At 35.7% G+C, this 24,917-nt stretch carries 23 protein-coding genes and 1 other annotated feature; of the genes, 14 read left to right on the plus strand and 9 right to left on the minus strand.

Features of this window, described 5'->3' with window-relative positions:
- Positions 1-181 precede the first annotated feature (181 nt).
- Positions 182-787 carry a trimeric intracellular cation channel family protein gene (locus ACIQXW_RS01455; protein ID WP_340825716.1) on the minus strand — a complete coding sequence of 202 codons (606 nt, stop codon included), beginning with the start codon at positions 785-787 and terminating at the stop codon, positions 182-184.
- A 147-nt stretch (positions 788-934) separates the two neighbouring features.
- On the opposite strand from ACIQXW_RS01455, the gene ACIQXW_RS01460 reads away from it, so the two are divergent.
- The 3 genes from ACIQXW_RS01460 to glnA all read left to right on the plus strand — a co-directional run bounded on the left by ACIQXW_RS01460 (position 935) and on the right by glnA (position 4,320).
- Positions 935-2,185 carry a methionine gamma-lyase family protein gene (locus tag ACIQXW_RS01460; RefSeq protein WP_402759482.1) on the plus strand — a complete coding sequence of 417 codons (1,251 nt, stop codon included), beginning with the start codon at positions 935-937 and terminating at the stop codon, positions 2,183-2,185.
- A 334-nt stretch (positions 2,186-2,519) separates the two neighbouring features.
- Positions 2,520-2,894 (plus strand): MerR family transcriptional regulator, encoded by a 375-nt coding sequence (locus ACIQXW_RS01465; protein WP_340825714.1) that lies wholly within the window; start codon positions 2,520-2,522, stop codon positions 2,892-2,894.
- 91 nt (positions 2,895-2,985) lie between these two features.
- Entirely contained in the window at positions 2,986-4,320 is a 1,335-nt protein-coding gene (gene glnA / locus ACIQXW_RS01470; RefSeq protein ID WP_340825713.1) for a type I glutamate--ammonia ligase, read from the plus strand.
- 56 nt (positions 4,321-4,376) lie between these two features.
- Here the strand turns inward: glnA and ACIQXW_RS01475 are convergent, their stop codons facing one another.
- Positions 4,377-5,228, minus strand: coding sequence for a helix-turn-helix transcriptional regulator (locus ACIQXW_RS01475; protein ID WP_340825709.1), 852 nt, complete (start codon positions 5,226-5,228; stop codon positions 4,377-4,379).
- 120 nt (positions 5,229-5,348) lie between these two features.
- On the opposite strand from ACIQXW_RS01475, the gene fabF reads away from it, so the two are divergent.
- From fabF to ACIQXW_RS01495, 4 genes are all read left to right on the plus strand, one after another.
- Entirely contained in the window at positions 5,349-6,584 is a 1,236-nt protein-coding gene (gene fabF / locus ACIQXW_RS01480) for a beta-ketoacyl-ACP synthase II (RefSeq protein ID WP_402759484.1), read from the plus strand.
- A gap of 370 nt (positions 6,585-6,954) precedes the next feature.
- The gene (locus ACIQXW_RS01485) at positions 6,955-8,103 is read left to right on the plus strand and encodes a YhgE/Pip domain-containing protein (protein WP_340825707.1); all 1,149 of its coding nucleotides are present in this window, start codon (positions 6,955-6,957) and stop codon (positions 8,101-8,103) included.
- Between the two features lie 94 nt (positions 8,104-8,197).
- Positions 8,198-8,737 (plus strand): PadR family transcriptional regulator, encoded by a 540-nt coding sequence (locus tag ACIQXW_RS01490; protein ID WP_340825706.1) that lies wholly within the window; start codon positions 8,198-8,200, stop codon positions 8,735-8,737.
- 413 nt (positions 8,738-9,150) lie between these two features.
- Positions 9,151-10,713 (plus strand): sensor domain-containing diguanylate cyclase, encoded by a 1,563-nt coding sequence (locus tag ACIQXW_RS01495; protein WP_402759486.1) that lies wholly within the window; start codon positions 9,151-9,153, stop codon positions 10,711-10,713.
- Positions 10,714-10,772: 59 nt separating this feature from the next.
- Here the strand turns inward: ACIQXW_RS01495 and ACIQXW_RS01500 are convergent, their stop codons facing one another.
- Entirely contained in the window at positions 10,773-11,105 is a 333-nt protein-coding gene (locus ACIQXW_RS01500) for a CotD family spore coat protein (protein WP_173478152.1), read from the minus strand.
- A 345-nt stretch (positions 11,106-11,450) separates the two neighbouring features.
- Positions 11,451-12,002 (minus strand): DJ-1/PfpI family protein, encoded by a 552-nt coding sequence (locus tag ACIQXW_RS01505; RefSeq protein WP_402759488.1) that lies wholly within the window; start codon positions 12,000-12,002, stop codon positions 11,451-11,453.
- A gap of 94 nt (positions 12,003-12,096) precedes the next feature.
- On the opposite strand from ACIQXW_RS01505, the gene ACIQXW_RS01510 reads away from it, so the two are divergent.
- Together ACIQXW_RS01510 and ACIQXW_RS01515 are read left to right on the plus strand one after the other, a co-directional pair.
- Positions 12,097-12,525 (plus strand): DUF4362 domain-containing protein, encoded by a 429-nt coding sequence (locus ACIQXW_RS01510; protein ID WP_402759490.1) that lies wholly within the window; start codon positions 12,097-12,099, stop codon positions 12,523-12,525.
- Positions 12,526-12,596: 71 nt separating this feature from the next.
- Positions 12,597-12,929 (plus strand): hypothetical protein, encoded by a 333-nt coding sequence (locus ACIQXW_RS01515; protein WP_401020239.1) that lies wholly within the window; start codon positions 12,597-12,599, stop codon positions 12,927-12,929.
- Positions 12,930-13,054: 125 nt separating this feature from the next.
- Here the strand turns inward: ACIQXW_RS01515 and ACIQXW_RS01520 are convergent, their stop codons facing one another.
- The gene (locus ACIQXW_RS01520) at positions 13,055-15,160 is read right to left on the minus strand and encodes a sialidase domain-containing protein (protein ID WP_402759492.1); all 2,106 of its coding nucleotides are present in this window, start codon (positions 15,158-15,160) and stop codon (positions 13,055-13,057) included.
- A gap of 1,066 nt (positions 15,161-16,226) precedes the next feature.
- Here ACIQXW_RS01520 and ACIQXW_RS01525 point away from each other — a divergent pair.
- From ACIQXW_RS01525 to ACIQXW_RS01540, 4 genes are all read left to right on the plus strand, one after another.
- Positions 16,227-17,564, plus strand: a complete 1,338-nt coding sequence (locus ACIQXW_RS01525) for an ABC transporter substrate-binding protein (RefSeq protein WP_402759494.1) — start codon at positions 16,227-16,229, stop codon at positions 17,562-17,564.
- Between the two features lie 168 nt (positions 17,565-17,732).
- Positions 17,733-18,623 carry a carbohydrate ABC transporter permease gene (locus ACIQXW_RS01530; RefSeq protein ID WP_402759496.1) on the plus strand — a complete coding sequence of 297 codons (891 nt, stop codon included), beginning with the start codon at positions 17,733-17,735 and terminating at the stop codon, positions 18,621-18,623.
- Entirely contained in the window at positions 18,620-19,453 is an 834-nt protein-coding gene (locus ACIQXW_RS01535) for a carbohydrate ABC transporter permease (protein WP_340825696.1), read from the plus strand. Before ACIQXW_RS01530 ends, ACIQXW_RS01535 begins: the two co-directional genes overlap by 4 nt.
- A gap of 29 nt (positions 19,454-19,482) precedes the next feature.
- A complete protein-coding gene (locus tag ACIQXW_RS01540) occupies positions 19,483-20,607 on the plus strand; it encodes a Gfo/Idh/MocA family protein (protein ID WP_401020230.1) in 1,125 nt (374 codons plus the stop codon).
- Between the two features lie 235 nt (positions 20,608-20,842).
- Here ACIQXW_RS01540 and ACIQXW_RS01545 read toward each other — a convergent pair whose 3' ends face one another.
- The 4 genes from ACIQXW_RS01545 to ACIQXW_RS01560 all read right to left on the minus strand — a co-directional run bounded on the left by ACIQXW_RS01545 (position 20,843) and on the right by ACIQXW_RS01560 (position 23,545).
- The gene (locus ACIQXW_RS01545; protein ID WP_401020227.1) at positions 20,843-21,559 is read right to left on the minus strand and encodes a CPBP family glutamic-type intramembrane protease; all 717 of its coding nucleotides are present in this window, start codon (positions 21,557-21,559) and stop codon (positions 20,843-20,845) included.
- Positions 21,560-21,623: 64 nt separating this feature from the next.
- Entirely contained in the window at positions 21,624-22,319 is a 696-nt protein-coding gene (locus tag ACIQXW_RS01550) for a hypothetical protein (RefSeq protein WP_401020225.1), read from the minus strand.
- Positions 22,316-23,182 (minus strand): ABC transporter ATP-binding protein, encoded by an 867-nt coding sequence (locus ACIQXW_RS01555; RefSeq protein WP_402759499.1) that lies wholly within the window; start codon positions 23,180-23,182, stop codon positions 22,316-22,318. Before ACIQXW_RS01555 ends, ACIQXW_RS01550 begins: the two co-directional genes overlap by 4 nt.
- Before the next feature lie 3 nt (positions 23,183-23,185).
- Positions 23,186-23,545 carry a GntR family transcriptional regulator gene (locus ACIQXW_RS01560; RefSeq protein WP_401009365.1) on the minus strand — a complete coding sequence of 120 codons (360 nt, stop codon included), beginning with the start codon at positions 23,543-23,545 and terminating at the stop codon, positions 23,186-23,188.
- A gap of 435 nt (positions 23,546-23,980) precedes the next feature.
- On the opposite strand from ACIQXW_RS01560, the gene ACIQXW_RS01565 reads away from it, so the two are divergent.
- Positions 23,981-24,379 carry a hypothetical protein gene (locus ACIQXW_RS01565; protein ID WP_402759501.1) on the plus strand — a complete coding sequence of 133 codons (399 nt, stop codon included), beginning with the start codon at positions 23,981-23,983 and terminating at the stop codon, positions 24,377-24,379.
- A gap of 271 nt (positions 24,380-24,650) precedes the next feature.
- Positions 24,651-24,902, plus strand: a binding site (T-box leader).
- Positions 24,903-24,917: the final 15 nt, after the last annotated feature.

Here is a 24,917-nt window from a genome sequence, read left to right on the forward strand (position 1 = left end):
CGCACGCAGTGTAAGACGCAACAAACCGCGCGTTAGCGAAGGTTGCGGCTTACGTCATGCCCGCGGAAAGCGCACACCGAAGCGGACATCAACGATATAGAGTTCGACTAATATGATGACATTTTTACGTTGTACCCGCAGAAAGCACTCGCCGAAGCGGACAATAATGGTATAGCCTCTATTAAGCTCGGTTCAACTTCCGTAACGGCAAACGCCATTTCTTCATATATGAAAGAACTCGTAAAACCGTAATGACACCGAATAATACATATAAGAAAATATCGCCTGGTAGTAATTCCAGTCCAATTAGAAGACCTGCAAGTGCTGCCCAGACACCGTAAATTTCATCGCGTAGCACGAGTGGCTTCCGTCCAGCCAATAAATCCCGAACAATACCACCGCCTGAACCAGTTAAAACAGCAGCAACAATGACTGCACTAATTGGCATATTGAGTTTGACAGCGTACAATGCACCTTGTATAGCAAAAGCCGATAAACCAATAGCATCTGTGAAATTGCCCCAACGATGCCAATGCTGTATTAGATGATGCGGAAAAATAAAAAATATAGTAATTGCAGCAATCGCAATTTGGAACATCATATCTTGCCCCCACAATGTTGTGACAGGTAGACCAATCAGTAAATTACGAATGGCACCTCCACCGAATGCAGTTACAATGCCAAGTATATATACACCGAATAAATCGTATTCTTCTTCCATTGCAATTATTGCCCCGGAAATAGCGAAGGCAATTGTCCCGATGATGCTAAAAACTTCCCAAGCCATCACTTTCCCCCCTTATACGAGAATAATTTGTAGTAAGTCCGCCCCTTAGCTTAGCGCATTTAACAGCTAGACACAATAGCAATTTTTGCAGGGTTGCAAACAAATTGATAAGATAGGAAAGAACAATTTGAAACGGAGACGAAAACAATGACTTTTACAACCCATTTAACAGCAGAAACGTTAACATTAGCGGAAAAAATAGAAGAAAAGGTGCGCCCTTATCATACGAAGGTAGAGAATATGGCGTTCGTCAATCAGCAAAAGGTACTTTCCGCATTCAGAGCGCATCAAGTAAGCGATTTTCATTTACATCCGTCAAATGGCTATGGCTATGATGACGAGGGACGTGACAATCTTGAGCGTGTATATGCACAAGTTTTTGGAGCAGAGGCGGCGATTGTCCGTCCGCAAATCATATCTGGTACACATGCGATTACGCTTAGTCTATTCGGTGTGCTACGACCAGGTGATGAATTGCTTTATATTTCAGGTCAACCATATGACACGCTACAATCGATTGTCGATGGTGGTGACAAAGATACGGGTTCGCTGAAGGATTATAAAATTGGTTATCGCCATGTAGATTTGATTGACAATAAAGAAATTGATTGGACTGCAGTTGCTGCAGCTATTACACCAAACACGAAAATGATAGCTATTCAACGTTCAAAAGGCTATGCAACTCGTCCTTCCTTTACCATCTCACAAATTGCAAAAATGTGTGAAAAAGTTAGAGAATTGGCTCCGAATGCCGTTATTTTTGTTGATAACTGCTATGGTGAATTTGTGGAGGCACAGGAACCTACAGAAGTAGGCGCTGATTTAATGGCAGGTTCTCTTATTAAAAATCCGGGTGGTGGCTTAGCAAAAATAGGTGGTTATATTGCAGGACGAGCTGATTTAGTAGAAAAATGTGCTTATCGTATGACCTCACCAGGTATTGGGGCAGAAGCAGGCGCAACATTAAACACACTTGGTGATTTCTATCAAGGCTTTTTCCTTGCACCACATGTTGTTAGTCAAGCATTAAAGGGTGCCATTTTCACAGCAGCAATGCTGGAGGAAATAGGGATGAATACTTTCCCTAGTTATTATGCGGAGCGGACAGACTTAATTCAATCGGTATCATTTAAAACAGCAGAACAAATGATTGCTTTCTGTCGAGAAATTCAAGCAAATTCTCCTATTAATGCGCACTACGCTCCAGAGCCTGCATACATGCCTGGCTATGAAGACGATGTCATTATGGCAGCGGGGACATTTATTCAAGGCTCAAGCATTGAACTTACAGCGGATGGTCCAATTCGTCCGCCGTATACAGCATTTATTCAAGGTGGATTGACATATGAGCACGTGAAATTTGCCATTTGTAGCGCTGTCCAAAGCATACGAAAATAGGCAATTTATAGCTGTTAGACAAGCCCTATCACAGTTTTGTGATGGGGCTTGTCTCGTAATGGTAATAGTGGGAGTTTGACACTTCAGTACGAATGGAAAATACGTTTTGTATAGAACTTCTAAGTGGAGGAAATTAGTATAAAAAGGAGCGAATGGAACTGAAATCTACTGTTTCTTACAATTTATTAACAAGAAAAAGACTGTAATTTGTATAGTTTTTAACAATTTTTCATCAATTCTAAAAAAAATTAAAAAACCATGTTAGGAAACCTTACATCTTTGTTGACAGTGAAAATATTTCGTTATATGATAAGCGGGTATTGGGGGGACTTAAATGAGTCGTGAAATTAGACGAACGATGCCGTTATTATCTATGAGTATCGTGATGCAATTGACCGAGCTTTCGGCACGCCAAATTCGTTATTATGAAGAACACCATTTAATTGAGCCACACCGAACAGAAGGTAATCGTCGAATGTTTTCATTAAATGACGTCGATACGCTTCTTGAAATAAAAGATTACTTGGAGCAGGGTATGAATATGGCGAAAATTAAAAAATTATTTGCTAAAAAATTAGATCCTGTTGCAGCTGAAGAACCTGATTTAACTGACACAGAATTACGTCAAATTATGCGCGAAGAAATGCGTCAAGCACAGCGCATGCAAAAGTCATCTATCCGACGTGGGGATTTATCCCGATTCTATTAGATAAATGCAAGTATTTTTCAATTGGTCGGTTTTTATTTAATAGGGTAGGGTAAAGATATAAGCTAGACAATTTATAGGAGTGTGGAAAACTGTGGGTAAATACACAAAAGAGGACATCAAGAGTTTAATCGAAGAAAAAAATGTTAGTTTCATTCGTTTACAATTTACGGATATACTAGGTACAATTAAAAACGTTGAAATTCCAGTTAGTCAACTAGACAAAGCACTAGAAAACAAAATGATGTTCGATGGCTCATCAATTGAAGGTTTCGTGCGTATCGAAGAATCAGATATGTATTTATATCCTGATTTAGATTCTTTCGTAGTTTTCCCTTGGACTTCAGAAAAAGGGAAAGTAGCACGTTTCATCTGTGACGTATACACTGCTAAAGGCGAACCATTCGCTGGTGACCCACGTAACAATTTAAAACGTATCCTTAAAAAAATGGAAGATATGGGCTTCACAAGCTTCAACTTAGGGCCTGAGCCAGAATTCTTCTTATTCAAATTAGATGCAAAAGGTGAACCTACGTTAGAAGTAAACGACCACGGTGGTTATTTCGACTTAGCACCTACTGATTTAGGTGAAAACTGTCGTCGTGATATCGTTTTAGAGCTTGAAGAAATGGGCTTTGAAATTGAAGCTTCTCACCATGAAGTAGCACCTGGTCAACATGAAATTGACTTTAAATATGCGGATGCCATTACAGCATGTGACAACATCCAAACGTTCAAATTAGTTGTTAAAACAATTGCACGTAAACACGGCTTACATGCAACATTTATGCCAAAACCGTTATTTGGTGAAGCAGGCTCTGGTATGCACTTTAACGTGTCATTATTTAAAGGTAAAGAAAATGCATTCTATGATGAGTCTACTGAGCTAGGCCTTTCTGAAACAGCAATGCAATTCATGGCAGGTGTCCTTGCACACGTACAAGGATTCACAGCAGTAACAAACCCAACTGTTAACTCTTATAAACGATTAGTTCCTGGTTATGAAGCGCCATGCTACGTTGCTTGGTCTGCACAAAACCGTTCACCACTTATTCGTATCCCATCTGCACGCGGACTTTCAACTCGTGTAGAAGTACGTTCAGTGGACCCAGCAGCAAACCCATATTTAGCGATGGCTGTTATTTTAGAAGCGGGTCTAGAAGGTATTCGCCAACAATTAACACCACCAGCGGCAATTAACCGCAATATCTACGTAATGACGGAAGAAGAGCGCAAAGCAAACGGTATTGCCAATTTACCGCCAGCGCTTGACGATGCGTTAACATTACTTGCGCAAGATAAAGTGGCTCAAGCTGCTTTAGGTGAGCACATTTACGCTAACTTTAAAGAAGCAAAAGAAATCGAGTTCGACATGTACCGTACAACAGTACACCAATGGGAACGCGACCAATATTTAAAAATGTATTAATCAAAAGCGTTGGGGCTCAAGGGCTCCAACGCTTTTTTTCTACCAAAAAATCCATTTCATTTTTCACCGGATACCTTCTTCATTAACCGCTTTAATTTATCCTCTGTTTCTGTTTCCTCTGCAGGTGTATAAATACTGCATCGTAAATCCATATCACCTTGAACTTGGAGTGAAGTGAGATTAAACAACATTTTGCCTGCTTTGGCATGTCTAAATTCGATTATCATTTCTGGCGCCTTACTCACTTGACTTTCTTGCCATAAATCTCGGAATTCTTGATGGGAATGACTCATTTCCTCAATAAATTGGTTGTACCATTCATCACCTAAATAGTGTCCATAGTAGGTACGGAAAATAGCAAGAAAACCTTTCGCAAAATGTTCCCAATTGACGGCTAACGCTTTAAACTCTTTTCTAGTGAACACTAAACGAATTAAATTTCTTTCATTATACGGTACTAGGTCAAAGTCTAAAAAAACATGCGCAGCAGCAGCGTTCCAACCGACAATATGACAATGCCGATCCGTAATAATGGTTGGACAATATGTTAATTCAGCTAATATTCGTTTTAAAGCAGGGCTAAGCTCTGAAGAATTCTTTTTTAGATTTGTCATTTCAGATTTTACATCTAATGCAAGGTTGTATAAGTAGTCTGTTTCATCATTACTCAATTGCAAAGCAGTAGCAATACAATCAAGCACACTTGCAGATACTTTAATATCTCTTCCTTGCTCTAGCCATGTATACCAAGTAGTACTTACACCTGCCAATTGGGCAACTTCTTCTCTGCGTAATCCTGGTGTTCTTCTCCGCGTTCCGGCAGGCAAACCGATAGACTCGGGCTTTATTTGGGCACGTTTCGATTTTAAAAATGTCGACAAAGCTTCAAGCCTATTTTTATCATTCAAGTTCACAACACCTCAGTATCATTTTTTCCTAGTAGTTATTATACCAGGATAAACAGTGTCTTGTAATAGGATATTAACGATGTAAAATACAACTATAATATTGATTTGGAGGAATGAAAAATGGAGAGAGTTGTGATTACTGGAATGGGAGTAGTTTCTCCTCTAGGCAACGACGTTAAAACATTTTGGAACAATTTGATGAATGGGCAATCGGGTATATCAACGATTGATACATTTGATACTACAAATCAAAAGACAAAAATTGCAGGTATTATTAAAGATTTCAATGCAGAGGAAGCGTTAGGGAAGAAAGAAGCAAGAAGCTTAGATCGTTTTGCTCAATTTGCATTAGTTGCGGCAGAACAAGCATGGCAAGATGCCAATTTAGACCTCAATCTAATAGATGCAGAAAGATTAGGCGTATACGTCGGCTCAGGTATAGGTGGAATTGAAACTTTCATTGAAAATATTGATGCGCTTAGACAGAAAGGGCCACGAAGAGTTAGCCCAACTTTAGTACCTGCCATGATGGCTAATGCTGCTGCAGCTCAAATTAGTATTAAGTGGAAAGTGATGGGTCCTTCCATGTCACCTGTTTCAGCTTGTGCAATCGGAAATACAGCTATCGGAGAAGCATTTAGATTAATTCGTTACGGTGAAGTTGATGTTATGTTTGCAGGTGGAACAGAGGCCGCGATAACAGATTTATCGATAGCTAGCTTTGGAAATGCTACGGCATTATCAACAAGAAACGATGAACCTGCTATGGCTAGCCGTCCATTTGATGACAACCGTGATGGATTTGTTATGTCAGAAGGAGCAGGCATTTTAATTTTAGAATCGTTATCACATGCATTACGACGAGGGGCAAAAATATATGCAGAAGTAATAGGCTATGGTGCAAGTTCAGATGCACATCATATCGTAGCCACACATCCAGAAGGCGAGGGAGCCTATCTCGCAATGAAGTCAGCATTAAAAAATGCCAAAATATCACCTGAAGAAATTGATGTCATTAGTGCTCATGCGACAAGTACAAAAGTAGGAGACATTTCTGAAACGATGGCTATTAAGCAGTTGTTTGGCCAACAAGCTTATCAAATCCCAGTAACAGCAAATAAATCAATGCTTGGTCATATGCTAGGAGCGGCTGGTGGAGCGGAGGCAATTGCTTTAGCGATGAGCTTAAAGGAAGGAATCATTCCTCCTACTATCAACTTAGAATATCCCGATCCATTATGTGATCTAGATTATGTACCATCTGTTGCTCGTCATGTGAATATTAATACCGGATTATCAAACTCATTTGGCTTTGGTGGTCATAACGCAGCGATTGTTTTAAAGAAATATGAATGAATTTATTAATCAATTGATATAATTCTTTTCATACAGAAAATGAGACAGGATAGTAATAAAACTAAAAAAGCGTTGGAGCTATACGTCCAACGCTTTTTATTGTTCAAATATAAATGTCTTTATACGCTCCTTGCTTACAAATAATCCCTGATTTTCTAAGTCTGAACTTGTAAACGTTATCAAAGAGATGCTATTTCACACTTTGGACAAATTATAAAAATTAATATTAGTAGGCTATATGTATTGATTGCAAAGTAAATAGTATTTTTGTAGAATTACACTCACGGTTTAATTAAACTACTTAAATTAAACTATTCTGTTTAGAATATAAATTGAACAAACAGGTTTGTAGAAGGGGAGTACTAATTAAATGAAGTTTAAAGAGTTTTTGAAAACGAAGGGTGCAAAAGGCTCTATTTTTATGGGGATCTTATATGCGGTCTGTATGTTGGGTATCTTTTTACCAGGGTACACAGCAATACCGGGCAATATGGATCAATTACCGATTGCCATTATTAATGATGATAAAGGAGAATATGGCGCTCAAATAGCGGATAGTTTAACTGAACAGCTGCCATTCGAGGATATTCAAACAAAGATCTCAAATAAAGAGGCTATAAAAGATTTAGAAAAAAACGACTTAGCTTTAGTTGTTCACATTCCAGAGACGTTTTCAGCTGATTTACAAAAAGGCGATGTATCATCTAGCATTGATTTCTCAATCAATGAAGCTGGTGCAACAGCAGTGTCATCTTCTATGCAACAAATCGTCATGCAAATTAACGCACAATTAAGTGCACAATTTTCACAACAAACTGCTCAAGGAATTTTAATGAACTTACATGTTCCAAAAGAGCAAGCGGCTGAATTAGCGGCACAAATTGAAAATAGTTATGTAGGAAATATTGTTACGTTGAACGACGTGCCAGATGGTATGCATAATAATATGCTTCCAATGTTCTTAACAATGGCAATTTATGTTGGGGCAATGATTGGTGCGATGCAATTAGTAGGTGCATTTAAAGCGAGTCGTGGGAAAGCAACGAAAACACGTTTATTTATCTACATGCAATTAACAGCAATTATTATCGGTATGTTAGCTGGTTTAGTATCAACAGCAATGTCATTTGCAATCAATGATTTATCTGGAGCAGATTCATTCTTCCAAATTTGGGGTCAACAAATTCTAAACTATTGGGCATGCTTTAACTTCACTGCAGTTTTCGTTTTATTAGTTGGTGAAGCAGGTATGATTTTAAATATTCCAGTTCTATTAATCCAAACAATCGCGAATGGTGCAACAATCAATCGCGATATGATGTATTTACCGTATAAATGGATGAGTCATATTTCACCAATGTATTATTCTGTTCAAGCATACTTTAACAGTATTTTTGGTAGTGTGAGTGCGGCTCCGTTCGTTTTAGGATTAACGACAGTTGGCTTTGTAGCAATGGTCATTAATGTTCTTATTGTTTGGGTACTTCATAAACCACTACCAGTAGCTGTGGAGAAGTAGTTTTTTTAGAATTTATCAAAGGCATAAAATTCTGATGAAGTAAATCGTTAGTTTTGATAAAATAGAACTAATATTTGCCTAAGGAGCTGAAACAATGGCAATTCAAATTTTCATTCTTAGCAAGCTTATGCAAGGAGATAATTATCCTTATAATTTAAAAAAACAAATCTCAGAATTACAGTCCCTTGATTCGATAAATGGTTTAACGGAAAGTAAGTTATATTATCATTTTGAATCATTAGCGAAGCAAGGATTAATCGAGACGAAAGAAGTTATAAAAGAGGATAATCGACCAGATAAGCATGTGTTTTCCATTACGGAAAAGGGCCGCGATGCCTTGCCAAAAAAGATTTATAAATCCCTTGAAAGTGCAAATACGATAGGTGATATGGTTATCGGTTTAGCGAATATGGAATATGTGGACCGCGATAGAATCATTCATATTTTAGAAAAAAAGTTAAACGGGATGCATTCAAAATGGGACTTACTTTTTAAATCAGATAGACAGCATTTAGTTAAACCAGGTGGAGAAGTGTTAGCAGAGTTTGTTGGCGACTATGCGAATTTTAGAATACAGGGCTCTATTCAGTATTTAGAAAGACTGATTGAACATGTTCGAAAAGAAGAAATATAAGAAAAAGACTATTTACGCTTATTGTAAATAGTCTTTTTTTTATAATGGAATAATCATCTCGTACATAAATTTCTGTTGCTATATAATAGAATAGTCGTGTTCTAAATAACGTATTTAATTGTAAAAGAGATAGCTCAATAATCATAAATATATACATTAAGTTAGAGAAATATAGTAAAAATTATAATATATTGAGTTTTTAGTTTTATATTTAAACCAGAAAAATGATTAAAAGTTTAGTTTTACAATTCCTGTATAGGTCTTTAACAATACTTCTTTTACAAATACTTTTAATATATACAAGATATTTGTAAAATAAAATGAAATTTGTGTTTTAATAGATAGTGGAAAGTGAGTCTTTAAACTTAATTAATAAGATGTCCAAAATACATAAATAGGAGTAATAAAAAACAATGAAATCAACACAATTAAGGCTAAAGCATTTAATAATGGGTTTAGCTATGGCAGCATTTTTCCTTACAAGTATCGGTAGCTTATGGAGTGGCTATCGCATGAATGTTGATTCGATAAAGGAAAATTCGCTTGAAACCAATCGTGTATATGCACAAAAATTGGCAACTACCGCAAGTGCATACTTAGAAGAAGCCTTTCAAATTTTAGGATATAGTGCGGGCAATATAGAATCTATCATGAACGATGAGGCTGCCTTGGATCGGGAAACAGATCGTTTAAAAATGCAAAATAATATGTTTAACTCAGTCATTGTGTCCAATGCGGATGGTTTAGTATTGTCTGTATCACCGCCTTCTGTAGATGTTAAAGGTAGGTATTTAACTTCTGCAGGGGGGAAAGAGGCGTTATCTAAAAAAACCCCTCTCGTATCCAAACCATATGAAGGCATAACAGGAAGACTAATTATCTTTATTTCATACCCTATATTTTCAACGGAAAATGAATACTTAGGAATGGTAGCAGGTACAATTTATTTAAAGGAAAAGAATGTATTTAACTTGCTATTAGGAGAGCATTATTATCATGACGGTTCGTATGTTTTTGTAGTAGATGCAGATGGACGTATTATTTACCATCAAGATCCAACGCGCATTAACGATGTTGTAATAAAAAATAAAGCTGTTCAAGAAGTTGTTTCGGGAAAAAATGGCGCAAAGCTAGTAACGAACACAAAAGGGGTAGAGATGCTGGCAGGATATAGCTCCGTGCCGCTAGCAGGGTGGGGAGTCGTTTCTCAAAGACCGTTAGATGTAGCGCTAGAGCCTTCATTCGACCGAGTACAAGATGTAGCGATTAAGGCTATCCCTCTTATGCTATTATCAATCATTATTTTATTATGGACAGCAGCGCGAATTGCCCGTCCATTACAACAGTTAGCAACATTAACGGAAGAAAGTTTAGATTCACGAAATGTAGAAGGGTTAAAGTCCGTACGCAGTTGGTACTTTGAAGCGTATTATTTAAAGAGTGCGCTTATTCGAAGTTTGTCCTTTTTGCAAGGGCAAGTATCCTATTTTAAAGATCAATCGACAACAGATCCTTTAACTGGTGTAACAAATCGACGCACAATGGATGCTATGCTATATGAATGGCAGAAAAAACATATGATGCATTCGATTATTTTACTTGATTTAGATTATTTCAAGAGCGTTAATGATACTTATGGTCATGCAGTAGGAGATAAAGTACTGCAATTTTTAGCAAAAAATATGAAAGCTGTAGCACGGGAACATGATATTTGCTGTCGATATGGTGGTGAGGAATTTATTATCTTATTGCCTAATACGTCTGTTGAAGAAGCAGCAATTGTAGCCGAAAATTTAAGACAACTATTAGCAAACACGAATAGTCCATGTGGACGTCCAGTAACATTATCAGCTGGGGTTGCGGAGTATCCGAAAATGGCTAGTACGACAGAAGCCCTTTTTGAAGCTGCAGATGGTGCACTGTATCTTGCTAAGCAAGCGGGGCGAAACCAAGTGAAGATTGCTGGAAAAGAATAGTGCAGCCGATAGAAGATGAGAAAAGCGATGAGACAAAAAGTGTCTCATCGCATAAAAAATTAATACCCCATACCCATGCCCATATGTTTATGGTGACCCATATGGTGCTGTGGCATATGGCAGTGATTGTGTGGCATACCGCATAGAGTGTGGTTTTCACAGCACTCGTTTACTACGTTTTCAGTGCATGGGAAGTAGTATTGATGATCAATGATATGTTTGTTAACTGTTGTGATATGTGCTGGCTGAACGTGTGGTACAACTGTATGGATATAATTTGTGCGAACATATTGCTCTGGTGGTAAAAATTGTGGTGGATCAAATTGTGTTGGCATTGTTTGTGGTGGGCAGCATTGTGGTCCTCTTCCATGGTGACGCTTACGATTAAACATGTTATTACCTCCTGTTTTGATAAGTTGTGGTTCATAATTAACATATGAGATGTAAGACTAAGTGGTCTATTTGTATGCCTATTAGGGGCTAGTTAAATCTCTTAACTGCCACAGAGCAGTGAAATTTCGTGGCATGTAATGTTTATTTACCAAAAGGGAAAGCAGTAATTGGGGGATTTATCAATTTGTGAAAATCATTTATCGATAGCTACAGCCAAAAAATGAAAATAAACTACAGCTTCTGGATATAACAAGAGCTGCTTTTCATTTTAGTCGTATATTGAAATGCCTAACGAAAAAGGATAGTTCTCGTCAGTAATTTGGCGACAGAACTATCCTTTATTTTTATGCTTGATACCAATTTTCATCAAAATTAAGTTGTAACGCTTTACCAAAAGCAACACCAAACTGAATAAAACCTCTTCCTCTTGCAGTAATAATCGGACCATCCTGGACGATTAAGTCTTCTGAGTAATAGTTAAGGTCAAAAACCCCTAATTGCTTCATACCTTCAAGTGACAAGCCTACTGTATAGTTTTTGCCCTTCAATACACCAGCCTTAGCTAAAAGGTATGGAGAGCTTGAAATACTAGCAATGATTGCCCCAGTAGAACTCATTTTTCTAATAAAATCGATTAGCTCTTGCGCATCTACTAATGTCATAATGTCCAAACAGCCAGGTAATAACAGACTATCAAACTCTTCTAAATTGACTTCGCAAAGTTGTATATCTGCTAAACAAGATAAACCTGACTCACCTTTAATGCAACTCTTATTATTTAAACCAACTGTCACAATGGGTTTATTCCCTTGCATTAATATTGATAATGCTACACTTAATTCATATTCACTAAATTGCGGGTATAACAATACGGCCGTTTTTTTCACTTCAATCACATCTCCAATATGTTCAAGATACAATATTCATTTTACAATATATTGTAAATTTAGTGTATAATAGATAAAAAACATGAAGGACATTTACTATAAAATGATGAAAAATGTAATGTTTGTTTTCATAAGTATGCTTGTCTTAACGGGCTGTTCAAAAAGTAGCTATAGCACAGCAGATGCCATTGAAAAGGGGGATATTACGGTTACACCAAGTGAAATTCACAACCTAGAGCGTTTTGAGCAATTTTTGCAGAGCATAACAAAGCAGCAAGAGGACAAGATTCGGGTGACATCCTTTACCATCGAAGGTGATCCTATTTTTCAGGATTTACATTATGATGGGGAGAACATTCAATATTCATACGATAACACGAATGATGCATTCGGTGGGCAAGATAAAGGAGTTAAGACAGAAATTTGTACTGCTATAACTAGCAAAGGTAAGATGCAAGGCAAATCAGAATACTATATTGCTGGTTGTGAGGACAATTTCGATTATTATCTACTGGGGGTAAGCGATCGCTGATAGCATCGAGAGGATGGCCAATAAAATGAATCGAATCGCTGATAAAATATGAGAACTAAGGAGATAGGCTATTGAAAAACATTGTGACTTTGATGGGCCTGCTACTATTGCTATTGTATTTTTATAAGACACCAATGTTAGATACTAAAGATGCCGTTTTAAAGGCAGAAATGTATTTAAATAATCCTCCTCAACATACATATACTGCGCAAATGAATGTCAATGTAAAGGAGCTGACTACTGAACAAATAAATACACAATTACACAATCAAACTGGCATGTTAAATCGAATGTTTAACCGTAAAGAATGGGTAATTATGCTCCAATTTGATAATAGAAATCCAACTGTCGTGATAGATGCTCATAATGGGAAACTTATTCAAATAATAGGAGCAACCCATTAGTTAACAAAAAAATATCAAGAGCTTCTGGAAGCCCTTGATATGCTACTACTATATTATTGTACGAATGTTTTTTTCTTAACGTGTCTTTATTATCAATTAGCAATCCAACGCTCGGAATGTATGAATTAATTCATAATGTCATCAATCGTTAAAGTAGTGTACTTCAATACATTTTTTAAATGTAACTCATTTCTAGACCATGCATCATATTTTTCATACAATAAACCGATTTCATGATTTGGTAACTCGGTAAGTGCTGAATATGAATATCCATATTGCGGATAATCGACATCATACTTGTGATTCCAGTCGATTGTATTTGTAGCTTGATTGATGAATCCTACCCATAACTGTCCATTTCTTCGGCCATTTGTGGAATTCGGGGTACTTAATATTACTGCCTCTTTGCCTTTTATTAGCTGAGAATATTTAATAATCGACAGTTGTGTACCATAAGAGGTATTTTCCACGATGTCTAGATATTTCACTTCACTCCAACTATCTCCACTATCTAAACTCGTCATATAGCCTATTTTGCCTGTTGTCGTTCTTAAATACGTTTGAATGACACCTGGTTTAATTTCCACCATTTGTGCTTCGGCAGTTGCATTAGTAAACGGCAGTGGAGCGGTTTTATGTGTCCAAGTTAGCCCATTGTCGTCGCTAATAATATATACCATTTGCTTACTTGCATATGATGAAAAGATAATGCGATTCGTGTCAGCTAAGACCAAACCTTGTCCAGGGCTTAAGTATGAAGCGTTAGAATTTAATCCAAGGAAAGGCGGTAATAATAGCGGAGCATTCCAAGTTTCCCCTGAATTATCACTTGTCGTATAGCCTATATAGTTCGTAGGTGTAATTTTCAATAAGGAATCCTTGTAAAAGATATTCATTTTAACTTGATTACCATTTTTGTATTCAATTAAATTACCGTTTTCAAACTTGACAGAGTACTGCTCTACATTTAAATATTCATTGTTCTTTTTTATATTGTAGTAATGATCCACACTATATTCAGTTGGTGTATTTGAAATATCATTATAGATTACACCGTTTTCACGAATGGAATAATTATATGCCGATTCAGAGCCATATTTCAATTTTAGATAGAACTGTCCATTTATTGATTTGTAACCTGAATCCGTTTTTAATGCATTCTGATTTCCAATACCAGCTGGCATAAAATCAGACATCAAAATTACCTTATTGTTCTGTTTATCCTCCACTAATGCAGAATCAATAAAAGAGGCACTACCACTTATTTGAATATTTTTACCTACGTCATCCCTAGGCCAATCAATTGTTTGTTCTGCATAGTCATCAAATTTTAAGGCTAGTTTGGGATTGGACCAAGTAACCCCATTGTCATCACTATATGAGGTAGCAATATTTATTTTGCTTTTAGAATCATGTGTCCCTCCGTATCTAGCATCCACACTAGCAAGAACTCTGCCATTACTTAGCGTATATAAAGCAGGAATTCTGAAATAATTAGCTTTTGTTGTATCGCCAGCTTTAAAAATCAAGTTGTTTGTAGTGGAATTTGTCGTTTCATTGATCAGTTGGTCATTGGATAAAGATTCATTAAATATTTTTAGTGATTCTATTTCTCCATTAAACTTAAAGTCTAGTTTTCCTTCTCGGTTAACTCCACCTAAAACAAAGGAATTTGCTCCTGAAATTTTGTTAATCGGTTTAAAATTTGAAGCTTTACTTTCAATAATTTTTTCACCATTAGCATACAACGCATACATACCCTGTTGTGAGTTTGAAACAAATGCTACAGTGTTAGAAACCTCTCCACTCTCATCTTTCCCCCATAGAGAAGCGGGTCTTGCAATCAGATAATTAATACTTGCATTAGCGTCTCTTACTTCGACACCCAATTCACCGTTATTTCGTAAAAAAATATCAAAATAATTATTTTTATAGCCAGTGTCTTTATTTGATATTCCAAACAAAGCTTGCAATGCATTTTGATTGTTGGACTTAAACTTAATGATTATTGTAGAACTTTCCGATGTAAGTGCTTGTTGTAGTTCATTCGTTACATCTAATCCTTGGTTATTTAACACTATATTATTTTTTTCAAAAATTGGTGTACTAACGTATTGTGTTTGATTACTTGTAACATTTGTTTCTGCACTTGCATGTGTTGGATTCACTTGACTAAAACCAAGCCCTAAGAGCAGTGTAGAGATACCGATTACTTTAAAAGTATATTTCATATTTATGCCTCCTCGTATATTTATTTAAGAGCTCCTGTAAAAAGAGTTTCCAGTTGAAGTAGATTGTCTGAAATGTGCGTTAAAATCCTATCGTTTAAATTTGTGAAGCGAAAGCTAGTACGTGTTAAAGATATGTTGTTACGCCTTACAGCTTTAAGTGACTAGGTCTGTTCTTTTACAGCAAAAGGACAAGTCGAATAATAACACCTCCTTACAAAATTAACGCATTAAAACATACTGAATAATAAGGATTTTGTCCTACATATTAAAGTGTAGGAATATATTTTCCTCAAATGAAATGCGTACACAAGTGAATTATACATATATTCCGAAAATTCTCAACATTAACATTTTTTAAAATTACCCAATGAAATCAACTTGTCATTCACAGTAAAAAGACTGTGAAACCCTTATGTTGCTTATAATATTCTTTGTTTGAATGTGATTAAACAGCTTAATTATTGGTGGATTTTTTTTTCAAAAATTTAAAATATAAAGAAAATTATTTACAATTAATTTTTAATTTGGTATATTTCATTTGAAAGCGGTAACAGATAATTATTGAAAAGCGGGAGGGAGAAAATAACATTAAAGAGATTTAAATAAGTTTTTCCAGCTTTTTATGCTTGTTATGACGACCTGGAAAATGGGGTACACATGCATTATGTAGGCATGTGTATTGGGGAATGTATTTATCAAAGTTTGAATCTCAAATGAAAATGCACATTAATTGCCCACCTAGGAGCATTGTTAACGGAGGAATGTACGGCGTTTGCGCGCTAGTCCTTTAACTAGATATGTCTGAAATTTCAGTCTTTATATTGTTTTAATCTTTCTATAAAGCTTTTTAAGAAGTTAATAGAAATTAAAAGAGGTATTGGTGCATTCCATTTTCTCATGGGAAGTGTAAGTACTCCATTAGAAGAAATTCCAGCATGGAATTACATACTATAGAGGTCATGAAGGATAGAATCGATGGAGCAATTGCTAAACGTTATACAAGCGTTGTTATAAGTTAGTTTGTATTACTTTTCATATCTATAAATATTGAAGGGGTGGTATTTGAATGAAAAATAAAATGTTAGTGTTGTTCGTCTTATTAGCTATGATGATTACTACTGCTTGTAGCAGTGGAGAAAATGAAGCAACAACAAACCAAAGCTCTTCAGGGGAATTTGAAGGGGAAATCACAGTTTGGCATTCCTTCACACAGGGACCAAGATTAGAATTTATGCAAGCAGCTGCAGATTCATTTATGAAAGAACACTCAAAAGTAAAAATAAAAATCGAAACTTTTGCGTGGCCTGAATTTTATACGAAATGGACAACAGGTTTGCAATCTGGACAAGTTCCAGATGTGAGTACAGCATTGCCAAACCATGTCGTTGAATTAATTGATGTTGATGCACTTGTGCCATTAAATGATGTCATTGATAACATTGGTAGGGATCGTTTTTATGAAGCCCCGCTAAAAGAAGGAACAGTGGATGAAAATAATTACTCTATCCCACTGTATTCACATGCGCAAGTGATGTGGTATAGAAAAGATTTATTAGAAGAAGCAGGATTGGAAGTGCCAAAAACATGGGATGAACTATATGAAACTGCTAAAAAGTTAAATAATGCTCCTAATGTTTATGGATTATCAGTGCCAATGGGATCTGGCGACATGATGGCAACAAGATTCTTGAATTTTTATGTTCGTTCAGCTGGTGAAACGTTAATAACGAAAGATGGAAAAGCAAACTTAACAAGTAAAGCCGCAATTGATGGTATTAATTACTGGATAAATATGTATAAATCTACATCACCTGAAGGTTCAGTCAATTATAAAGTATTAGATCAAGCTAATTTATACTATCAAGGAAAAACTGCGTTTGACTTTAATAGCGGTTTCCAAATCGGTGGAGTGGAAACGAATTCTCCACAGTTGCTCGATAAAATTGATGCTGCGCCAATGCCAAAAATTAATGCGAATGATCCAGAAAACGGAATTGAAACATCTAACATTCCAGTTGTAGTGTGGAAAAATAGTAAGCACCCTGAAATCGCTAAGGCATTTGTAGAAAGTTTATATGAAAAAGAAGAATATATTAAGTTTTTACATTCAGTACCAGCAGGAATGCTACCAGCTTTAAAAGACATTGCTGAGGACCCAGAATTCTTAAATAATCCGACTATCCAGAAATTTGATAATGCCGTAAAAGTTATTAGCGCAGCCGTAGATAAAGGGACTGCAATCGGTATGGAGAACGGTCCTACCTTACAATCAGGTATTATCGTGAGTCAAGGCGTTATTGAGAAAATGTTCCAGGATATTGTTCTTAAAGATGTACCTGTAAAAGAAGCTGCTGAAAAGGCCGAAAAGGAATTAAATGACTTATTTAAGATGTTAGGTAAATAAGCAGGGCTCGGAATACACAACTTACGACGCTCTCATGAATTATGAGGGCGTTTGTTTTTTAACTTGTTTCATACTTCTTTAAGGTGCGATGGCTCAATAAAATTTGGAGACCATTACATTGAGGCGTAATTGTAACAGGTCTTTACATAACAGGAAAGGAGACGAGACATGGAAAAAAAACTTAAGTCTTTTAATTTGACAGGTATGCTATTCGTTTTACCTTCTGTACTAATAGTTATTTTACTATTAATCTATCCAATCTTTTCGAGTATCTATTTTAGTTTTACTTCGAAAAATTTAATCCGTCCATTTTATGACTTTGTATGGTTAGAAAACTTTAAATTTGTTTTAACCAATCCAGATTTTTATAGGGCTTTTATGAATTCAATAAAATGGACTGTTTTGTCGTTAGCAGGGCAATTATTTATTGGTTTTACTGCTGCATTAGCCTTAAATAGAATTCCAAAATTCACCGGACTTTATCGAACTTTATTGATAATTCCGTGGGCATTTCCAGCAATCGTCATTGCCTTTTCATGGAAATATATTTTAAACGATGTATACGGATTTTTACCTAATTTACTCACTAAAATTGGAATAACAGACGCAAATATTAACTTTCTAGCTAATCCAGATTTAGCTTTTATCGTTGTAGTATTAATAAATATTTGGTTTGGAGCACCGTTGTTTATGGTTAATATTTTATCAGCTTTGAAGACGGTTCCATCAGAACAGTACGAAGCAGCCCAAATGGATGGGGCATCCTCGTTTCAAGTATTTTGGCATATTACGCTAAGACATATTCGTGTCGTTATCGGGTTATTATTAGTTTTAAGAACGATTTGGGTCTTTAATAACTTTGACATCCTATACTTAATTACTGGAGGGGGACCTTCAGATATTACGACAACATTGCCAATCTTTGCATTTAAAGCAGGATGGGGTATGAAGCAGCTTGGCGTCGCTTCTGCCATTACCGTCATTCTATTATTATTTTTACTTGGTATTTGTTTCTTGTACTTTAAATTACTCGATAAATGGGAAAGGGAGGATCGATGATGGTAGGAAAAAGCAAACTATCTACAACAATGAATTATATTTATTTGACTTTATTAGCTATCGTGTCGGTCTTCCCGTTACTTTGGATTATTTTATCGTCAGTAAAGTCCTCAGGGGAAATGGCTAATAATCCACTCTCATTCTTTCCTGAAAAAATAACATTTGATTACTATTTCAGGGTGTTAAATGACTTATCGTTTACTACCAATATAAAAAACAGCTTATTAGTATCTTTTTCAGCTACATTCATTACCATCGTAGTGTCCGCGTTAGGGGCATATGGCATTGTTCGTTTCTTTCCGAAGGCAGGAAAGAAAATGACTAAAATCTTAATCACGACTTATATGTTCCCGCCTATTCTTTTGGCAGTCCCATATTCGATTATTATCGTATCTGTAGGTTTAGTAAATACATGGACGGGACTAGTCATAACGTATCTTTCCTTTTCAATTCCTTATGCGATTTGGATGCTTATTGGATTCTTTCAAACCGTTCCATTAGAAATAGAGGAAGCTGCAAAGGTGGATGGAGCAGGGATAGTGCGTACCTTTCTGCAAGTCGTGCTACCAATCGTAGCGCCAGGTGTAGTGGCAACTGCTATTTATACCTTTATCAATACGTGGAATGAGTTTTTATTTGCTTTGCTGCTTATAAATAGTTCTGAAAAGATGCCAATATCAGTGGCATTGTATTCCTTAACAGGTTCAGAAGTATTGGATTGGGGAGAAATGATGGCCGCATCTGTAATTGTCATTTTACCTTCTATTATATTCTTTATGATTATCCAAAATAAGATTGCAGGCGGTTTATCGGATGGAGCAGGAAAATAACAATTGTTTAAATTGAGAGGAGAATAAATATGAGTCAAATCAACTATGGAGTAGTAGGGACAGGCTATTTTGGAGCAGGTCTTGCAAGAATACTTAACAGTTTAGAAGATGCGAAGATTGTAGCGGTATATGATCCAAATAATGCAGAAGTGGTTGCCAAAGAATTAGATTGTGAGGTTGAACCTGATATTGAAGCATTGTGTCAACGAGCAGATATTGATGCGGTAATTATAGCTTCCCCAAATGGATTTCATAAGCATCCCGTCTTAAGCGCTGCACAAAATAACAAACATGTATTTTGTGAAAAACCAATTGCCTTATCCTATGAAGATTGTAATGAGATGATTGAAGCTACGAAACAAAATGGCGTTACATTTATGGCAGGTCATGTCATGAATTTTATGAACGGGGTACGTACAGCTAAAAAATTGATTAACGAAGGTGAAATTGGTGAAATTCTTTTCTGTCACGCAGAACGTAATGGCTGGGAAGAAGCACAAAAAGAAGTAAGTTGGAAAAAGCAAAGGGAACTTTCAGGTGGTCATTTATATCATCATATTCATGAACTTGATTTTATTCAGTTTTTAATGGGTCCAGCTAAACGTGTGTCAATGGTTGGGGGAAATGTTGCTCATCAAGGAGAACAATTTGGTGATGAAGATGATATGTTATTAATTACGCTTGAATTTGAAAATAAACGATTTGCCACATTACAATATGGGTCTGCTTTTAGATGGAGCGATCATTATGTAAAAATCCAAGGAACGAAAGGTGCAATTTTAATCGATTTGCAAGATGTAAAAGTAGTTTTAAAAACACCGGAGAAAGAAGAAAGATATTTATTGCATGAATCAAAAGAAGAAGATGAGGATCGTACAAGAATTTATAGTGGGCTAAAGTCTGACCAAGCGATTGCCTATGGTAAACCAAATCAAACACCACCAATGTGGCTGCATTCGATTATGGAAAAAGAGATGAAGTATTTCCATAGTATTATGCAGGGGGCAGAGGTTGAAGAAGAATTTATTCCTTTACTGGACGGTACTGCTGCGAGAGCATCAATTGCTACTGCAGATGCCCTTACATTGTCTCTAAATGAAGATCGAAAAGTAAGTGTTGAAGAGATAGTTTCTAAAGGCGTTTTTCAAAAGTAAGATTGAATGTAGCATAACGAATGCGAATGGGGCATTATCAGTGGGCATCCTATAAAGGACAAAGCTCATGGTAATGCCCTTTTTAACTGCATGTAGAATAGTAATAAAAGATGTAACTATGCAACGTACATACTTATAGAAAAATATGAGAAACTGTATAAGACAGAAAAAACACCTCCTAATTGAAAGTAAGGTATTTATACCCGAATTCAATCGAAGATGCTTTTAATTTGATTTATGCTGTTAGGAGTAGCCCCTTGTCTTTTTTCTTAACACGTCTCCATAAAAATAACGTATAAACAAATAGGACAATAATGATAATATACGCTGTTAGCATAGAACTTTCAGCATTCCCCATAAAGTTGAAGAAATTATTAAAACCATGGAAGAGAATTGTCAAAATAATGGATTGGCCATCGATAATCAGTAATGAAAGAACAAGACCTACAAGAAGGGCATAAATAATTTGAATGATAGTATCTTCAACCGATTGCCCGCCAACTAGTTGCAATGCATGTGTGACGCCAAACAGTATGCTTGAAATCCATATGGCAACAAAGGTTCCTTTAGGTTGCAACATGCGAAGTAGGATTCCTCTGAAAATTGTTTCTTCAATAAACGCAACGATAAACATTTGCATCATAAACATAAGAAATAAATCGCTAATCGATTCGAAATTTAAGCCTTTTGTGCCAATTAAAATAATACATAACACGATAAGAAGCGGTGAGAATACTATAATATTTTCTTTATTGATTGCAATAAAGAAGTAATGGCTCCATTTCTTTTTGACAGCAATATAAAGGAGGAGGCCAACTGCTAAAGGAATCAAAAAGGCAAATTGTAGAAACGGACTAGATGGTTGTTGAATGGATACGTAGGCGCCATTTGCAACATAGAAAAATATAAGAAGCAGTTCTAATCCAATAATTTTAAAAATGATTTTTTTCATTTTGTTGAATCCCTTCATGGTTAATGTTTTTACTTTTCTTTATTTAATGTTTTCAAGCACCGTTTTATGATGGAATTGCAGAAGCTTTTCGTAATGCACCTGATATTACGATATAGATGAAAATACTAATAACTAGTAAGCTAGCGATAATAGTAAAAGCAGAAACCTTAGATACTAATTCAAACAGCGGTGTATACCATTCGAAAATCACCATTGTAATCGGAATCAACGCAAGTACACCAATAAAGCTGTAGCCACCTAATGTTCCGAAGCGGTAAAAGACGACATTTAAAAGCAAGCTTGAAATTAGACAGAGTAGAAGTAACACAGTATCCATAGACATTGTTAATAAAAAGGAATCAGAATTGCTGAAAAATAAAATAGGGTGGATAATAACCATATTTTCATAATCAAATAGGTTAGAAACGAGGGTAATAATTTTATGCGTGCAAGCGATCACGAATGCTCCAGCAAGGCTCCAAACGATGAAAAATAAGCCAACGTTACACACATATTGCATACGACTTAAGCCAAGCTTTAAAAAATAGGGCAATGTTTTATTTAAAATTTTCGCTCCCTTTATACTATAAAAAACATAGACAGGTATTGAAATAGTCACGGCAAAGGATACATACTGCCCAAAAAAAGTGTCAATAAAAAATAACAGTATGACGATTGAAAACAGAATGCACCAAAAAATAATATTACTTTTTTTATAGCTTTGAAAAAGGACGTATAAGCTCCCCTGAACTGTCTTCATTTCACTAACCTCGCTTTCTGCTGTTTACTTAAATAAACCAATAGGTCTTGTAAAGATACATTTTCTAGTGTGATGTTCTCATCTTCAATAGCCTGACCACTAGCAAACACAACGGCTGTCATCTCCTGCATAAAACTATGCTTATAAATTACTTCTAAGTTTTTGATTGCGAGCTCGACATCCTGTGGACTTCCTTTTACTGCAACAATATACTTTTCCCATTCCTCCGCTGTTTTTTGAAGTAATAATTCACCTTCATGGAGGATAAGAATTTCCTCAAACAATTTACTAGCTTCATCTATTAAATGCGTTGATAAAAGAAATAGCCTTGGATTTTCTATTTGTTGTTCGATTAATAAATCATAAAAAGTATTTCTTGCAGCTGCGTCTAATCCAATGTAAGGCTCATCGAAAATCGTGATTGAAGCATTACTGGCAAACCCTGTAATGATACCGAGTGCAGATACCATCCCTTTGGAGAGATTGCGCACCTTATCTTTTGGATTAAGAGCAAACACTTGAAGTAGTTCATTTGCAAGCTGTCCATCCCACTTTGGATAGAAAAAACTATTAGTCTTTAAACTTTGTGCAACTGTCATATCTTCTTGAAAATTCCCACTCTCTGCAACAAAACAAATGTCTCGTAATATAACAGGGGCATTAAATACATTCTCGCCATTGACACAAATTTGCCCTTCATTTGTAGAAATAAGTCCTGCTAAAAGGTTTAAGAATGTTGTTTTACCAGCGCCATTATGGCCTAAAAAACCTATGATTTTTGGCCCTTCAATAGTAAACGATATATTTTTTAAAGCATGCTTCTGCTTATATAATTTGCTTACATTTCTCACATCGATTTTCATAAGTTATCCCCTCTGTAACATATTTTGTAATTCTTCATCTGAGATACCTAAACGAATTGCCTCTTTTTTCAACGGTTCAATATGTTGTGCAAAGAAGATTTCCTTACGTTCTGCGATTAAAATCTTTCGTGCGTCAATACTAACAAACATGCCTACGCCTCGTTTTTTATAGATGACACCTTTTTCCACTAATTCGTTCACACCCTTTCCTGCTGTTGCAGGATTTATTTGATACTCCTTGGCAAATTCATTTGTCGATGGAATGCGATCTTCAGATTGAAGATGCCCATCAAGAATTGCATCTTCAATCCGTTCCCGAATTTGTTGGAAGATTGGTTTTTCATTGCTTAAAGAATAAATCACAATCCACCTCCTAGTTAATTGGTTCATTACTTTTGTAACTAACCATACAACGTAGTGGTTAAATTGTCAAATTATTGTTGGTAAATTTTTATAATTAGTGTATTTGTACAGAACAAATAGCGATATGTCCGATGCTCAAATAAATTTGTTTCGCTCCATATTTGAGAGAAAAATAAGTAATCCCACGGGTGAAATTATTTTGAGGGATAGCGAAATAAAAATGATTCAATTAGACGATAAGGAAGGTCTTAACGAAAGCAGAAAATCATTTGCAGAACTTGGCATCAAGAGGGTAATGTAGCACAGCCATTATTGAACAAAGGGGGGTTTTACTTGAAGAATATTGACTTGCATAGGCGGCTTTTTTTCTTCAACTAACGACGCGGTTTAGTTATATGTAACTTTTGGTAGTCAATTTATGTCTATATAAAAGAGGTGGGTGGATTGAATATAAAAAAGTTATTCTATGGTTTGATTGCATTAGCTTTGTTCATGATTACAGGATGCAATATTCAAGGGGGAACTACGACAGTATCAATAGAAAGTATAGATGCTGAAGAAGTTTTAACATTAGATTCTGATGCCGATATTTTTCAGTATGATGGCGTTATCTACAAAACTAATATTGATTGGGTTGAAGAATTGTCTTTAACAAAAGATATTCAAATCGGTGAAATAAAAATAAAAAATGAAGCTAATACAGATTTTAAAGATGAGATGTCGAATAAACTTCCTGTTGGTACAAAGATTTTTTCCACCAAAGAGCGTGGAGATATTTTAATCGTTGAATCAAAAGGAGAAATCAAAAAATATCTTGCAATTGTTGAAGGGTAAACAAAATAATCATTGAGTTGTGTGATCTTCCACAATCTGGCACGATTCTGTAACAAGGTCAGCGCTCATTTTCATTAAAAGACCAGATTGTTAAATAACATTTTTAAAAGAACTTTACTAACATTTGTTGTAATATTTCTTTTAGATTTTATATTTACATAGCAATTTGTCATATATAATTTAAGTGGGTTATGAAGAAATTTTGAAAATTATATTGACAAAATATTTTTTTTCTGTAAAATGAAAAACAATTCAAAAATATTTGTATAGAACAAAGGCTATGAAAAGAAATAGTATCAATTATTTTTACGAACAGAAAGTTACCGGTTGATGAGAGGTGCATGTAAAACGATTGAGAATTCATCTTGGAGCCGTGTACCGAACAGATTATTCTAAGTAGGCTACGCCGGTAAGCACCCGTAATCATGTGCGAGAGTATCGTCAAATGACCGTACTTCTTAAGGTAAGTAATGTGAATTGCTTATAAATTAAAGGTGGTAACACGAGTTGAATCGTCCTTTTGGTTAATCCAAAAGGG

It is taken from the genome of Lysinibacillus sp. NPDC097162, from assembly GCF_044762185.1.
GTDB lineage: Bacteria > Bacillota > Bacilli > Bacillales_A > Planococcaceae > Lysinibacillus.